The organism is Parabacteroides leei (genome assembly GCF_023369805.1).
GTDB lineage: Bacteria > Bacteroidota > Bacteroidia > Bacteroidales > Tannerellaceae > Parabacteroides > Parabacteroides leei.
On sequence record NZ_JAMBQG010000024.1, the window covers coordinates 35,301 to 50,099 of the forward strand.

Sequence of the window (14,799 nt, forward strand, 5' to 3'; positions counted from 1 at the left end):
CATGCCCCGGCGGATCCATTTTTATGCTCCTTGTCTTCTTCTGAAGAATACTGTTATACTTGCTTCGCGTCTATTCTTTTATAGACTTTCACCCACACCGGAATATCTGAAATAGTTTGCGCATAAAGTCTCCACTATTGCATGTTTTCTACACTATGCTGCAAAGAGCCAAACAGAATCGTCTTTCATCCTTTGCCTATAGGGGCAATAGTGACTGCGTCATTATTCTGCCTCAATAGTCTGCTTTACGAAAGACCATTCTCTTGCGTTTGGCTTGGCTATTACGGATATTCCTGCCCACCCAAAGAATTGGACTGTTATATATTCTTTACGAGGATGTCCTTTTCTATATGGGCTCTATGATTACCAATGAATACCGTTAGGCATTGCGCTATTAGGTTCCAATAAAGGTTTATCAAGCCTTTCTGTTTTTTCACTGCAAAGGTATGTACGCTACATTCCTGCCAATGAACCATGGTGGTTATTTGTGATCCTTTCAGGCAAATAACGACGATGAACCCTTGGCTTGAGAATTTTCAGCGCACCTTTTGTGGCAGTGTAAAACGAAGGCTTTTTATTAAACCTTCCATTGTCTAACTTAATAATTTTTTACGCTATGCCAAACTGGTGTTCAACAGATTATCAGATAGTAGGGAAAAGAACAGAAGTTCAAAATCTCTACAACAAGTTCAAAAAAGTGATTGCAACAGACCGCAGTTACGAGAAAGATGGTACTACCTTTTTGCCAAATTCAAGTTGGCTTGGGTACGTTGTCAAAGACATTCTGGAGATTGACCCAGAAACGGAAGTAATTCCTTGCAGAGGTACAATCGAGTGGTTACAAGAGGAACTGGACATAGATGAAGCCAATGATACTGCTTCTTTCCAGCTTATGACCGAGACGGCTTGGTCCGACTGCCGAAAACTCTTCTTCACCTTGATGGATAAATATGATGTTCAGATATTCTTCATTGCTGAAGAGCTTGGATGCGGTATTTTCCAAGGCAATGATGAAGACGGACGTTACCTCACATCCCGTTACATTGTGGATGATTTCGATGAAGGTATGGAGTATTATTCCACCTTTGAAGAGGTAGCCGAGATTCTTGAAAAACTCACAGGTAAAGTCGTCTATGATTTTAAGCAAGCCGAAAAGCTGATTGAAGATTGTGAGTTGGATGAGAAGATTGCCATCCACGAGATTGAATATGTTTCTTTGAGTGATTTCTAATCCCTTTGCTTATCCATAAACAGAGAACCCCGATTGCTTAGGTAGTTGGGGCTTTCTGCTTTCAAAACGCAGATTACTTTTATAATTGTCCTTTGGACTGCTAACCGTAAGGTTTCCTCTTATAGGCTTTTATACTAGGCTTCGCTCTTTCCTCTTTTACATCCTTCTTGATTTCCTATTTATAGCTGATAAGACTATCATCTTGTTCACCAGAGCGATGGAATATTTCTCTGCAAAGTTATCGAGTGTCTTTGTCAAACGTCAAAACGCGCCATAGCTTGATGATTATAAATCTTCCTCTGTAGCTAAAGCTATAGAGCGTATTTTCTATCTCAGTTTTGCCTTATTGCTGCCACTCACTTTGCCGGCAGAAAAATAATCCCTCGTCAGGTTGAAAAGCTTGAATGTAAGGGAAATGAATCATTTAACTAATTCATTTTGAATATGGCAATAACAGATGAGAACATTTTGAAGCAGCTTAGGAAATTGAAGGTTTATTTCCTCAAATACTATCCGGTAAGGGTGAAGAAGAATATTGGTGCTGAGCAGATTGTAGCCCGTCAGTTGGTTTGGGACTTCAAGGATGGTAAAAGCTTTGAAGTGGTGGCGCAGAGGGCTGCCAATGAATTGAAGGCTCAGTTTGGTGACAAGGTCAGTGAGATTGTGTTTTGTTGCGTGCCGGCATCAAGCGCAGAGAAGAACGAAATCCGCTACAAGGCTTTTTCTGAAAGGGTTTGCGAACTTTCCGGTGCAATCAATGGATATCCACATATCAGTGTACAAGGCGAACGTTTGGCGGTGCATGAGCATAGCACCGAAAAGAGCATCACCAAGGTTCAAGTGGTGGATTTTGACGAACCATTCTTTGCTAACAAGTCTTGCTTAGTATTTGACGATGTAATAACAAGAGGTATCAGTTTTGGAACATTCGCTAATAAGTTAGAGGCTTTTGGAGCCAATGTCTTAGGCGGTTTCTTTTTAGGTAAAACAACATATAAAGTATCATAAGTATGGAGAAATTATTTTTGAATAAGAGTCAGTCTGTTGCATTCACAGGACATCGCGACATCGATGGAAACAAGCGACCGGAGTTAAGAGTTGCAGTTGATAATGCCCTCATAGAACTCTATCAATGTGGTTATCGGAATTTTATCAATGGCATGGCAATGGGGTTCGATTTATTGGCTGCATCTGCCGTGATAGCATTGAAACGTAGGTTTTCGGATATAAAGTTGATTGCCGTTGTGCCGTATCGTAATCAGAGTGAGAAATTCAGCGACTATGAGCATAAACGCTATCAATACGCTTTGCAGAATGCCGATGAAGTGATTGTGTTGCGTGAGAAATATAGCAATGGTTGTCTGTTGAGACGCAATGATTATATGTTGGCTCATGCTAGTGGATTGATTGCTTTCTATGATGGCAAGCACAAAGGCGGTACTTTCTACACCATCCGCAGGGCAAGTGAAAGCAGTATGCCAATAATCAATCTGTTTCGATAGTTAATAAATTATTCACATTAAAAATATACTGATATGGACAAAGAGTATTTGTTGGAAATAGTAGGAATCATTAAGAGTCAGTTATTAGGAACAACCCCTATCAATACCATTATGTCGTGGGGTGTTTCGGGGTTTATCGCAACCAATTTCAAGGATATGCCAACCTTGATGTTTCATGTGTCAGGTAGATTGTTCACCGGCTTTGTGTTGGTGGCTCTCAATGAAGGTGCGGACTATTACGAGATTTTTCTGAGAAATGAAGATGGTATTCGCCATCTTGCAACCGATGTTTGTTTTGAGGACTTCGGACGGCTTATAGATATAGCTGTGGAACGTGGTGAGAATCCTGCCGAATATGAAGCTTTTTGCCAGGAGCAATGGAAGAAACTTCTTATCGGTAATCTCTCATGATTGAACTTTTTCTTTATCTCCGATGGTAGGTACTTTATCTACTGTCGGAGGTAGGAAAGTAGTAAATACTTTTATAATTATTCATTTTTAATTCATTATAGTATTGTATATGAATACTTACTACTCATAGTAAGCACTAAATAACTTTAAATAGTGATAGATATATTCACTATTATACGTCTATACTAATTATTCATCGTATCTTTGTAACGCATTTAAAAAGTTTAATATAATGACAAAAATTATAGCCATACTTAACCATAAAGGTGGTGTTGGAAAAACCACCACTACCATCAATCTTGCAGCAGCTTTCCAACAGAAGAAAAAGCGTGTCATGGTCATCGATTTGGATGGTCAGGCAAACCTAACAGAATCTTTCGGCTATTCTATTGAAGAAGAGAAAACTGTTTATGGGGCACTCAAAGGAGAATATGGACTTCCTCTTGTAGAAACAGAGAGTGGCATCACCCTTGTTCCTTCTTGCCTGGATTTATCGGCTGCTGAATCAGAGCTTATCAATGAGCCGGGACGAGAAATGATTTTGCGAGGCTTGATAGCTAAAGTTCCTAACATTGACAAATTTGATTATGTTCTTATTGATTGTCCACCATCATTGGGTTTGCTTACGCTTAATGCTTTAACTGCATCTGATTACTTGATCATTCCGGTGCAGGCTCAGTTCTTGGCTATGCGTGGTATGGCTAAGATTATGAATGTGATTCAGATTGTGCAGGAGCGTTTGAATCCAAACTTGAAAGTAGGTGGCATTGTCGTTACCCAGTTTGATCAGAGAAAGACGTTGAACAAGAGTGTGAGTGAACTTATCAAGGATTCATTCTGCGATCAGGTCTTCAAGACATTCATTCGTGACAACGTGGCTTTGGCTGAAGCTCCTATCAAGGGACAGAATATCTATGAGTATAACAAGAATAGCAACGGAGCCAAAGACTATATGGAGTTGGCTAAGGAAGTGCTTAAACTAAAATAATTTGAATCATGAGTAAAGGTGATTTATTAAAAGACAGCATGAAGGGTGGATTGAATGGATTGATTTCATCCACCACTTCTGCAAAGGAAGAGAAAGCAACCTCCTCTTCTAAAGTGGTAGCTGCACCTGAAAAGGAATCTGCAGTACATTGTAACTTTATCATCAACAAGAGCATTCATAAACGTATGAAGTATCTTGCCATCGATCTGAACAAGTCTCTGAAAGACATTGTCAACGAAGCCATGGAAGAGTATTTGGAAAAACACGAACGATAATCCTCTAACCATCTGCTTATGCTAAAAATCCGTTGTGTAGTAGAACACATTACTTATCAGAATGCCGAGAACGGCTATTCGATTATGAAGGTCAATGTAAAGGGTTACAAAGACCTTGTTACCCTTGTGGGCAGTCTGCTGGATGTGCCTGTGGGGAGTGTGTTGCTGTGCGATGGCGATTGGAAAGTGGATAAGAAATACGGTAGTCAATTTGTTGTGCAATCCTGGGAAGAGGTGATGCCGGCTACCATCTATGGTATTGAGAAATACTTGGGTAGCGGATTGGTGAAAGGCATTGGCCCTAAATTTGCCAAACTGATTGTTTCAAAATTCGGATTGGAGACTATCGATGTGATTGAAACGGATATCGAGCGACTGCATGAGGTGGCCGGTATCGGCAAAGTTCGTGTGGAGAAGATTCGTGAAAGCTGGGAGAAGCAGAAGGACATTAAGAATGTGATGCTTTTCCTGCAAGGCTATGGGGTGAGCACGGCTTATGCTGCCAAGATTTATCGTCAGTATGGCAAGGAAAGCATTGAGAAAGTAAAAGGCAATCCTTATCGATTGGCAGATGATATTTGGGGCATCGGTTTTAAGACGGCTGATGGCATTGCGAATAAGATGGGTTACGAAAAGAACGATCTTCGCCGTTGTTGTAGTGGACTGCTTTATACGCTCAACCAACTCAGCAACGAGGGTCATGTGTATGCCGAGGAAGAACAGTTGGTCAAGGCTGCCATTACCTTGCTCGAAGCTGATGAAGAGAATATTCGTCAGGCCATGGCTGATATGATTCGGGAGGAGAAGTTGATGATGGAGCAAGAGGCTATTTATCTCCCTCCTTTTTATCACTCGGAATGTGGTACAGCCAAACGTCTTTTGACCCTGATGAATGCATCGGATAATGGCAAGCATCCTAAGTTTGACTTGAAAGCCATTGAAAAAGAAACCGGTATAGAATATGATGAAGTGCAGATTGCAGCGATTCGTCAAGCGGTAGATAGTAAAGTGATGGTGCTCACGGGTGGCCCTGGTACAGGCAAAACAACCACCACACAAGGTATCATTGCGGCTTTGAAAACTGCTGGCTTACAGATTCTATTGGCCGCTCCAACAGGTCGTGCTGCCAAGCGAATGAGTGAGGCTACAGGTATGGAAGCCAAGACCATTCATCGGTTACTGGAGTTCAATCCTGCCGATGGTTACAAGCGCAATGATGAGAACCCTTTGGAAGGTGATGCGTTGATAGTGGATGAATGTTCGATGATAGACATCATTCTGATGAACAACCTTATGAAGGCAATTCCACTGGGTATGCGTTTGGTGTTTGTGGGCGATATTGACCAGTTGCCCAGTGTGGGTGCAGGCAATGTGCTTCGTGATATTATTGATTCACAAAAGATACCCGTGATACGTTTGACACGCATCTTCCGTCAAGCCCAATCGAGTAGGATTGTGATGAGTGCCCATGCCATCAATCGTGGAGCATTTCCCGATTTGAGCAATGGCAAGGATACCGATTTCTTCTTTATCAAGAATGATGATGCAGAACAGGTAGCTACCAACATTGTACAGTTGGTAAAAAGCCGTCTGCCGAAGGCTTACAGTATGCCGACTAACAAGATACAGGTGCTGACTCCCATGCAACGGGGTGTGGTGGGTGCATCGAATTTGAATATTGTGTTGCAAGAGACTATCAATCCAAGCAAGATAGGCTTGAACCGTGGCGGTTATTCTTTCCGTCAAGGTGATCGTGTGATGCAGATACGCAATAATTACGATAAGAATGTGTTCAATGGCGACTTGGGGTATATTCAGGCGGTAGATATGGAAGAACGCACCTTGATGGTGGATTTTGACGGAACGCCGGTAGAGTATGAGGTGAGCGAGCTTGATGAGTTGACGCTGGCTTATGCGACCACCATTCATAAATCGCAAGGCTCAGAATATCCTATTGTAGTGATGCCCGTGCTGATGAATCATTATGTGATGCTGCAACGCAACCTTATTTATACAGGCATCACCAGAGCCAAGAAAATCTGTGTGCTGATAGGTTCCACCAAGGCGTTGGCTTATGCCATTCACAACATGACCGTTCTGAAACGCAACACCAAACTCAAGGAACGACTCAATCCTTTATTGGCTGTAGCAAAAGAGGATAAAGTGATTTCTTCGGAGAAAGATGGATTAGGTTATGAGATAGGAAAAGAGTCCCCTCTGGGCATGGTCGCCGAAGAGAAGACTCCGTATGGTGAATAACAGGGAAGCCTCCAAAATTAGATAGTAATGAACGCTCTATTGTTTCCTATCTAACTTCATAATGTGGACAGGTCGATCATTACCATGGTAAAGGTTGCTACAGTAGTTTTCCTTGCCCGTATCAATGAATCCACATTTCTCCATGACTCTGCCGGAAGCTGGATTATCAACGAAGAAATCCGCCCAAAGAGTCTGGAAGTTTTTTGTCGCATAGCAATACTTGATCATGGCTTGAAGACCCTCTGTACAATATCCCTTGTTCCAATGTGGTTTGCCCACCCAATAGCCAATCTCTGCATCATTCTCACTAATCTCGATATTGCTTTTGCCATGAGGATTGTAACCCATGCAGCCTATTGGCTCCTTTGTCTCTTTCAGAATAACGGCCCAGGTATAATCGTTCATGAAAACATCCTGAATGACCCTCAAACTGTCGTCAATGCTCGTATGGGATGGCCATCCTGCACGAGGTCCAACATCTGGATCAGAAGCATATTTGTAAAGTATCTCTGCATCGGTGCATCTCCATCTACGCATCAATAATCGTTCGGTTTCGATGATGACATCATGGTCTGCTTCAAGTTTTTCCCTCAGCTCTCTTTCGTATTGCTTGGCATCTGTGAATACAATACCATCCATACCCACTCGTCGGCCCCCTTTGATATTCTCTGCACGATCATCAACGAAGATGCACTCCTCAGGCTTCAGGTTGAACTTATTGAAGAGACGTTGGTATATTTCTGCTTCAGGCTTTATCACTTTTTCATCAGAAGAGACAACATAGCCATCGAGCAGCTTGAAGATGCCGAACTGAGCGATGGTGAGATATACCTTGCTGCACCAGTTCGTCAACCCATAGAGCTGATAGCCCTCAGCTTTTAGTTGGGTGAGCAGTTCGTACATTCCTTCAACTTCATTCGTCACAATCTCCGGGTAATGCTCATTGAAGATGCGTATCTCCGGCTCAAAATCTTTATTCTTGCTGATGATATCTTCAACGATTGCTTCAAATGGTTTTTCCTCACGGTCAAGTCGTTGCTGTACCTCTTCGTTGTAGAGTACAGGTGTAAAAGCCCGACACCTTTCTGCATCGGGAATATATTTACGAAAGAATGCCTCGAAGTCGTAATCCACGAGCACCTTTCCAAAGTCAAATATCAGATTCTTTATCATTTTTTCTTCTTATTCTAACCCGAACATTGTGTTAAGTATCTCGGTACAAGCTGCCGTCTTGATGATGTTCTTACGAACGGCAAGTACAGCTTCCTTTGACTCTGAATCCTCGTACAGGTTGACAAGGAAGTCAGCCTCTATGAGAATCTGGTAATCCAGGTCATCGCATACATGATAGGTGTGATGATGTGCTACGAGCCAACAGATGCGTTCTATCTGCTCTTCGGTATAGCCGCCAAGTCTCGTCAGAAGGTCACGAGCCACAGCAGGACCTTCTTGCTCTTGGAGTTTTCCGTTCTGATGACCATACTTTTGTTCACTTGCGCGAATTCCTATATCGTGCACCAGGGCAGCACTTTCGAGGATGAACTGCGTCTCTTCGTCGAGTCCTTCCTTTAAACCAATGAGCTTGGCATAGGCATGAACTTTTGTTGTATGCTGTATGCGCTTGGGATCACCCTTGTCATAGTGAATCATGGCAAGCGCAAGGTCTTGTATCTTATACATAATCTAAATATCTTTATTTGTCTTAGTCTTTATTGTAAAATAACGATAGTGAAAGTTATAACTATCCAAAAGAGAATAGTCAAGCAGTATCCGCTATTGCTAGCTGTTCCTCTTTTACTACCCGAAGCAGCTTTTGCCAAATCGAAAATACTGAAAGTGGTTCTTCTGTAAATCTGGTTATATATTGCTTTCTTTGGATGTAATATTCCCATTCCCTTTCTTCCATATCCTGGGATAAGAGCTTTCTTGACGGCTCTATTCAGTCGGCCTGTTGTACGTGCGCTGATACTTTTCTTCAGCGACGGGGTTCTCATTCCAAATTTCATATTGCTACTATTTTATGGTAATTCAATCTGGTTTGTTCCCGCACATAATGTTGCAACATAGTCGATAAACTGACTTTCTGATGATTGCTCATCATAAAGATAGAGTAGTGCATCGTCTTGAGCAGCCTTTGACTGACTAAGAAGACGCATAGCTGTTACTATCATGCCTTGACTATAGCCAAGGTCTTGCATCTGAGCAAGTAGTGCTGATTCTTTGGAGGTCATACAAGGTTGTTTGTTTTGAGGTAAATGAACAGAATTATTCCTAGTTGAATGAGGAATATACCCGGCACTCCATATTTGAACTTCTTATGCAAGGTCTTATGATGGAAGAGTTTGATACCCATCCATGCACCGATGCTTCCTCCCACAGCTGCCATGATGAGCAGTGTGGCTTCGGGAATGCGCCATTTGCTGTGTTTGGCTTTCCATTTGTCGATGCCATACATCATCAAGGTAATGACGTTGATGACTATCACATAGCCTATGATTATCTTTTCTATTGTACTCATTCTTCTATCGTTTCTATGTAAAAACTAACAGGACGAAAGCCATCATTGCAGGATATCATGGCTGATTTTGGGTTCTTCATCCAACCATCGTAGAAGTTTTCACCACCATGTGCCAACGTCATCACGAAAGAATGCATGGACTGCCAAGCACTCTCACAAAGACCCTCTGGCTTCTGGGCATCAATGGAGATAAAAGTTTGTCCTTCCTGCATATCGCAGGTATGTTCAATTGGGTTCTCGTATCGCGCCGACAGGTCTGTATGATTCACCTTTCTAATTACTGTAATCTTAATCTTTTTCATTGTCGTCTTCTTCATTTGAATGATTACGTTTCTTCAACCGGATCTTTTGTATGACCTCTGTTCAAATCTACACCTGCTTCGTTTAAGATGCGGAACAGGGAGCTTCTACTTTTGAATCCGCTTCGTTGCCAGATGTCGTCAATGGTATGGCCACTCTTGTACATGTTGACCACCATCTTGTTGCGTTCCAGTTTAAGCAAGGTTGCTGAAGTGTGTGCTTTGATTGGCTTTTTCAGCTTGCTTGTACTGCTGTTGGCTCTACGCATTGCTAAGGCTTCTTGTGGTAAGGTAGCCATCATATTAAGGATATCCGAGGAACGGGTGTCTTTGAACATTTCTCCTGTTGAATCTATCCTGTCACGGATGGATATCACTCGTACCATGTTCTTGCGGCAAAACTCCAGGAGAATGGATAGTTCTCTGGCTCCTCTCACGGCATTGCTGAATTTACCAACGACCAATTCGTCACTGGTGGTCAATGCTTCGATGAGTCGTTGCCATTCAGGACGAAGCTTCTCATGGATGTTCTGTTCTTCAATGATCTGTTCACAACCATTGTTCAACATCCACTGTTTGTCTTCTTCTAAAAACTTATAGTGTGGAGTATTCCACAGGTATCCTATTCGTGCCATACGCAGAGTATTATTTATTGCTTGCAAATTTACTGGATATTTCTCGTTGAAAATCATACTTGGCACTAAAGATGCTTAATTCAGCGATTTTTACCTCGTTTTTATGGTTCTGCCGACAGATAAATCAGCTTCGGGTGGCATTTCCAAACGGATTAGTTGCTTTTGTACGTGTCCTATTTTCGCTTAAACGGCTTTTTTTTGCGATTGGGCTGAAAATGGTTTGGATAACATCTGCAAATATCCTTTTATCGTACTCGATAATTATCAGCAAGTTACGACTCAAAAAAGCGTTTTCATACTTTTGAGTATGAAGGTTAAATAGCTCTATAACAATTTGTTAGAGTTGGTTTTGATGGAATTTTGCACTTAACTTTGCAGCGTTGTTCTTTGAGACATGAACAGACTTTAATGGCAAATTCAGACCGATGAAGCGATGTTATTCATCAGAAAATTGTTCAGAAGTTCAATTATGTCAATTATTCGGAATGACAGAGTAATAATTATCATACTAATGCATAGATATAATATGTTGATAGAAGATGGAATTGAATTGTTCAAGATCTCTGCGCCATTGATGGTGCCGGAAGTATTTGCCATGAGTAATCTACAGGACGTGGAGATTCATGAGGATGAAGGTATTCTGATGTATGAGCTTCCTCGTCCCATAGAGTTTGAGGATATGCTCAACTATCTGGAAGACCAGATGGAATTCATTCTGTTGTACTATCACAGAGCGTTAGAAGATATGAAGTTTGGATTGAGCTGTTGTGCTTATTCCAATCCGAAGTATGGTCACATGTTCAAGATCAATGCTGCCACCAATGTGGATGGTCTTTGTGAGCAGGTGTATGTGACCATCTATGATTCTTTGGACGATATGTATGGTGAGATTTTGAAGGAGTTGCATAACAAACGGACGATTGGCAAGTATCTCTATGAGAAGTCTGAGGCCAGTGTCATGGGTGATTTCTTTTGATATGAACAGAGTACTTTGGAAGAAGATGGCTGTCCTGATTGACCGTTACCGTACATGGATTACAGTTCAGGGTATTTATCGGGATGATTGGTTCCTGTTTGTATCAGGTGGACTTTTAAAAAGGTATGCCAATCCGGTATTCAATCTGATTGTAAAGTGGCCGAGAGGAAACAAGGTTCGTGGACAGGTTATAGGCATTTCTGAATATGAAATGGATCGTGCTATCCGAAAGTTGAGTAATGCTGACACAGGTTTTGCCCGTCGTATTAGATGTCTGGAACCAACTCCCGAGGATGTAGAAGCGATCGTTCTGGAAGCATCGTGGGGCTACGTTCAGCTGGAGTTAGAAGTATATGATAAAAATTTAAGAACCAATAAACAACCATTAAAAGATGATTTGGAATAGCTTACTATTGATTTTCCCTATCCTTATTCTCGTGGCAGCTTTACGTTGTTACAAGAAGGATGGCAGGTGGATGAATGCCTTTTATAGGCGTATGAGTTTTCATGATGTTGCCAGGAGATTATATGTGCAGTTGGTCATGCTTCTGCTTATCCTGTTTCAGTTCATACAGATTCAGACGCACATATCAGCCATCGATACTTTTATACCGTTAATCATCACGGCTCTGCTGATTCGCTTTTCCATGGCTGAGTTGGTGTTCTACGCTATCAAGAAACGTAAGGTGATGGTGTCAGTATGTTCACTGGTATTGGTTGGGCTCTTTATTCCTCACTGCTTTTCTATGGCTGTAGCACTCGGTATTTTACTGGTAGCTTCCATCTTCTATCCCTCTCGTGGAATTAGAAACATGGTGGAAAGTCTTGATGAGATTTTTTCTCTTACTTCCATACCGGGGCAGCTTGTCGCCAACTATTATTGAGCAACACAAAACTTTATATAAACAACATTTGAATTAAAACAAGTTGACCATGACTTCCCGGTTCCCTTGGGTCAGCGCAAACAAGTAGTATTAACATCCAAAACAATTGAAGATGAACAACAACTTATCTTACGAGGTCAGTCATGTCGTGATCACTCCACGCTTGATTGAATTCCTCAAGCAAAAGCCCAAGGGACGCTTTACTCGACTGGAGGCGTATTTCGACTTACTGAGTAGAGCCATGGTCAAGAAGCCATTCTCGGTATTGCCCAAGGCAGCATCAGCTGAGCTACTGGGTGAATTTGACACCACGGTAACAGAACTGGCTGGTGACTGGGCTTGGCAACGGGCTACTGTCCGTGACTTTCTGAGTGAATTATCCGCTATCGGTCAGTTGGCAAGGGCTGATTCTTACAAAACAATGACCATTACTTTCGAGGCATTGAAGTTTCGATGGCTTCAGGAGGAATTGGTTAAAGAGGAAGCTACGATTGAACTGCTGAAACAATCGGATAAGAAGAATGCAAAAGGTCACTCAACGCCTAAAGAGACTGGCTTATTTCCGGCAGATGCTGAAAGTGGCGATACTGGTAGTTTGGCTACTGGTAATGAGGACGCTGCACTGAATGATGAACCTATCTCTGAGCTGGAAAAATCGCAGCGCAAGGTTTGTCGTGAGCTCTATGAGGAAATCTTCTCTGAAATGAGCGAAACCATCAGAGAATGGGCATACACTCCCAAGGTGGAACATGCGCTGTTTAGAGCCTACTACAATCTCTGTGGCGCAGACCGTAAGCGTTGGCAGGAATACCTTGGTCGTATGCCGAAGGACAACACGCTCAGCTTGACGATTTATGGCAATGAGACGATGCGCACGACAGCGGACAAGGTCGAGTCGTACTTCATTCGTTTCGGCACAGAATTTCTAAAGGATGAAAATGAGTAACAAATAAACGCATAGTCACGCTCACAGGGGCGTTGTTGATACAGGATGACGGGTCACATCATTTTCCCTTAGTTTAGGTGGCATACCGCTTAACAAGGGCGTTTACGATAGACCCCAGGTCAGGCTGGTCGGGCTCGCCCGATTGTTCAGGAATGTATTAGAGTTGGTAGCCTAATACCCCATGGTGGCAAGCCACGATGGGAGGCTGACCAGCAAGACAGCAAGCTGTGAGATAGATATAACAATAGAAGATAATGGCAAAACAGGTATTTGATTTTAGACCGGGAAAGGGCTTTACGGTGGCTCAGAGCAACGAACATCAGCGTCGTTGGACGGAGAAAGGATGGCAGTCTGCCACACACTCCGGGAACTATGACCGCACACGTTCTGCGCTCAACTTTGAAGTGGTGCGTGGTGGCAAGGTTCAGCCTATTGACAAGAGCCACTCTATTCCTGAATTGATGGCCATGAACCTAAAAGCTCGTGGCATCAAAGACTCGAATGAAGGGATGAAAGAGCCATACTACCGAACGGTGGTGAATGTGATTATGGGTGGTGGTCGTGAGCGTATGCGTGAGCTGGCTTTCGGTGATCAGAAGGTGAACTTTGAGCGTGGTGCGGACAACAGTGGTATCACTCGCTGCAAGGATATTGAGCAATGGGCATCTGATATGTATCGCTTTGCTGCCGACAGATGGGGTGAGGAAAACATCGTGGCCTTTTATGTGCATCTCGATGAGCAAAATCCACATTGTCATCTTACGCTTCTGCCAATAGACAAGAACCAGAAGTTTGCTTTCAAGAAGTTATTTGCCGGCAAGGATAAATATGAGTTCAAGGCTCGCACGACCGCCATTCATGATGCATTGGCTAAAGTGAATGCCAAGTGGGGACTTGACCGTGGTGACAATATCGTGCTTACAGGTGCTCGCCATCGTTCTACCGAAGAGTACAGACGTTCGCTCAGCAGTCAATGTACGGCTTTGGAAAAAGAACTAGCTGTAAACACAGACCGTCTTCGTTTGCTTAACCAGGAGATTGTCATGGCTGAACGCCGTGTCAAGGGTCTTACTACGATGGTACAGAATCTGGAAGAGAAGAAGGCTTCCATCGAAGCTGAACAGAAGCGTCTTGCTGATGAACTTGCTCAAGGACGAGGAAATGCAGATGCTATTCGTGAACAGATTCGCAAACTGGATGTACAGCTTCAATCAGTCATCGATGGACTGGCAGACAAGAAAGCGAAGTTGGACGATGCTGTTCAGCAACGAGACAAGGTTTTGTCCGATGTAGAACAACTCAAAACCAACCGGGATGAGCTACGCCGTCAGGTTTATGCAGCTGCCGGTGAAATGGAAAACCAGATTCGTTTCCGATTGAAGGATGCGTTTGCGGATTCTGTGCTTTCTGACTTCCGTTCGGTATTGCCACAGATGACCTTTCGTGACATGGAAGCATTCAACAATACATTGCTGGCAGATATGGCTGCTAATGGCGAAGAGATAATGACTTGTGCCTTATATCTCTATACAGGTATGCTGGACAATGCAACCAACTTCGCCAAAGGTCATGGAGGCGGTGGCGGTGGTAGTGATTTGCCATGGGGCCGCAAAGAAGATGAAGATGACCGGTCATGGGCTTATCGTTGCATGATGCAGGCTCATCGTATGATGAAACCATCAGGAGGCAAACGAATGAAGAGATAATTTTTAAGAATGGACGGATGGTCAGAAGCAGAGGTTGACTGGTGTTTTTTTTACACCATATTCCTTTTCTTTTTTCAGACATGGTGGCGTTTTGTTTCACCAGTTCCTCTACGTCAGGCTTGATGTCCATTCTTTCAAACAGAACATAACATGAACACAAAATAGAATC

General features: G+C 42.8%; 19 protein-coding genes. 12 read left to right on the top strand and 7 right to left on the bottom strand.

Going from position 1 to position 14,799, the window contains the following annotated elements; all coding sequences use genetic code 11:
• Positions 1-616: 616 nt before the first annotated feature.
• The 7 genes from M1P97_RS23155 (at position 617) to recD2 (ending at position 6,666) form a co-directional block, all read left to right on the top strand.
• Positions 617-1,231, top strand: coding sequence for a hypothetical protein (locus tag M1P97_RS23155; protein ID WP_249390351.1), 615 nt, complete (start codon positions 617-619; stop codon positions 1,229-1,231).
• A 444-nt stretch (positions 1,232-1,675) separates the two neighbouring features.
• On the top strand, positions 1,676-2,239 hold the full coding sequence (locus M1P97_RS23160) for a phosphoribosyltransferase (RefSeq protein WP_249390352.1): 564 nt from the start codon (positions 1,676-1,678) through the stop codon (positions 2,237-2,239).
• 2 nt (positions 2,240-2,241) lie between these two features.
• On the top strand, positions 2,242-2,733 hold the full coding sequence (locus M1P97_RS23165) for an SLOG family protein (RefSeq protein WP_249390353.1): 492 nt from the start codon (positions 2,242-2,244) through the stop codon (positions 2,731-2,733).
• Between the two features lie 33 nt (positions 2,734-2,766).
• Positions 2,767-3,144, top strand: coding sequence for a hypothetical protein (locus M1P97_RS23170; RefSeq protein WP_249390354.1), 378 nt, complete (start codon positions 2,767-2,769; stop codon positions 3,142-3,144).
• A 232-nt stretch (positions 3,145-3,376) separates the two neighbouring features.
• The gene (locus tag M1P97_RS23175; RefSeq protein WP_249390355.1) at positions 3,377-4,132 is read left to right on the top strand and encodes a ParA family protein; all 756 of its coding nucleotides are present in this window, start codon (positions 3,377-3,379) and stop codon (positions 4,130-4,132) included.
• 8 nt (positions 4,133-4,140) lie between these two features.
• Positions 4,141-4,407, top strand: a complete 267-nt coding sequence (locus M1P97_RS23180; protein ID WP_074636855.1) for a hypothetical protein — start codon at positions 4,141-4,143, stop codon at positions 4,405-4,407.
• An 18-nt stretch (positions 4,408-4,425) separates the two neighbouring features.
• Entirely contained in the window at positions 4,426-6,666 is a 2,241-nt protein-coding gene (gene recD2, locus M1P97_RS23185) for an SF1B family DNA helicase RecD2 (protein ID WP_249390356.1), read from the top strand.
• Positions 6,667-6,702: 36 nt separating this feature from the next.
• Here the strand turns inward: recD2 and M1P97_RS23190 are convergent, their stop codons facing one another.
• The 7 genes from M1P97_RS23190 to M1P97_RS23220 are packed head-to-tail and all read right to left on the bottom strand — an operon-like array spanning position 6,703 to position 10,118.
• Entirely contained in the window at positions 6,703-7,839 is a 1,137-nt protein-coding gene (locus M1P97_RS23190; protein WP_249390357.1) for a GNAT family N-acetyltransferase, read from the bottom strand.
• A gap of 9 nt (positions 7,840-7,848) precedes the next feature.
• Positions 7,849-8,346 carry an HD domain-containing protein gene (locus M1P97_RS23195; RefSeq protein ID WP_249390358.1) on the bottom strand — a complete coding sequence of 166 codons (498 nt, stop codon included), beginning with the start codon at positions 8,344-8,346 and terminating at the stop codon, positions 7,849-7,851.
• Between the two features lie 29 nt (positions 8,347-8,375).
• On the bottom strand, positions 8,376-8,672 hold the full coding sequence (locus M1P97_RS23200) for a hypothetical protein (protein ID WP_249390359.1): 297 nt from the start codon (positions 8,670-8,672) through the stop codon (positions 8,376-8,378).
• 12 nt (positions 8,673-8,684) lie between these two features.
• Entirely contained in the window at positions 8,685-8,897 is a 213-nt protein-coding gene (locus tag M1P97_RS23205) for a hypothetical protein (RefSeq protein ID WP_249390360.1), read from the bottom strand.
• Complete coding sequence (locus M1P97_RS23210) at positions 8,894-9,184, bottom strand: DUF1294 domain-containing protein (protein ID WP_249390361.1); 291 nt, start codon at positions 9,182-9,184, stop codon at positions 8,894-8,896. The genes M1P97_RS23205 and M1P97_RS23210 overlap by 4 nt, the downstream gene beginning before the upstream one ends.
• Positions 9,181-9,486: a TIGR04076 family protein gene (locus M1P97_RS23215; RefSeq protein WP_249390384.1), complete on the bottom strand. Its 306-nt coding sequence runs from the start codon at positions 9,484-9,486 to the stop codon at positions 9,181-9,183. The genes M1P97_RS23210 and M1P97_RS23215 overlap by 4 nt, the downstream gene beginning before the upstream one ends.
• A gap of 23 nt (positions 9,487-9,509) precedes the next feature.
• Positions 9,510-10,118: a recombinase family protein gene (locus M1P97_RS23220; protein ID WP_249390362.1), complete on the bottom strand. Its 609-nt coding sequence runs from the start codon at positions 10,116-10,118 to the stop codon at positions 9,510-9,512.
• A 511-nt stretch (positions 10,119-10,629) separates the two neighbouring features.
• Here M1P97_RS23220 and M1P97_RS23225 point away from each other — a divergent pair.
• The 5 genes from M1P97_RS23225 to mobV all read left to right on the top strand — a co-directional run bounded on the left by M1P97_RS23225 (position 10,630) and on the right by mobV (position 14,630).
• Positions 10,630-11,094 carry a hypothetical protein gene (locus tag M1P97_RS23225; RefSeq protein ID WP_235782312.1) on the top strand — a complete coding sequence of 155 codons (465 nt, stop codon included), beginning with the start codon at positions 10,630-10,632 and terminating at the stop codon, positions 11,092-11,094.
• 1 nt (position 11,095) lies between these two features.
• Positions 11,096-11,500 carry a hypothetical protein gene (locus M1P97_RS23230; RefSeq protein ID WP_249390363.1) on the top strand — a complete coding sequence of 135 codons (405 nt, stop codon included), beginning with the start codon at positions 11,096-11,098 and terminating at the stop codon, positions 11,498-11,500.
• A complete protein-coding gene (locus M1P97_RS23235; RefSeq protein ID WP_249390364.1) occupies positions 11,487-11,978 on the top strand; it encodes a hypothetical protein in 492 nt (163 codons plus the stop codon). Before M1P97_RS23230 ends, M1P97_RS23235 begins: the two co-directional genes overlap by 14 nt.
• A 112-nt stretch (positions 11,979-12,090) precedes the next feature.
• Positions 12,091-12,924: a hypothetical protein gene (locus tag M1P97_RS23240; protein WP_074636830.1), complete on the top strand. Its 834-nt coding sequence runs from the start codon at positions 12,091-12,093 to the stop codon at positions 12,922-12,924.
• A 254-nt stretch (positions 12,925-13,178) separates the two neighbouring features.
• Positions 13,179-14,630 (top strand): MobV family relaxase, encoded by a 1,452-nt coding sequence (mobV, locus tag M1P97_RS23245; protein ID WP_249390365.1) that lies wholly within the window; start codon positions 13,179-13,181, stop codon positions 14,628-14,630.
• Positions 14,631-14,799 lie beyond the last annotated feature (169 nt).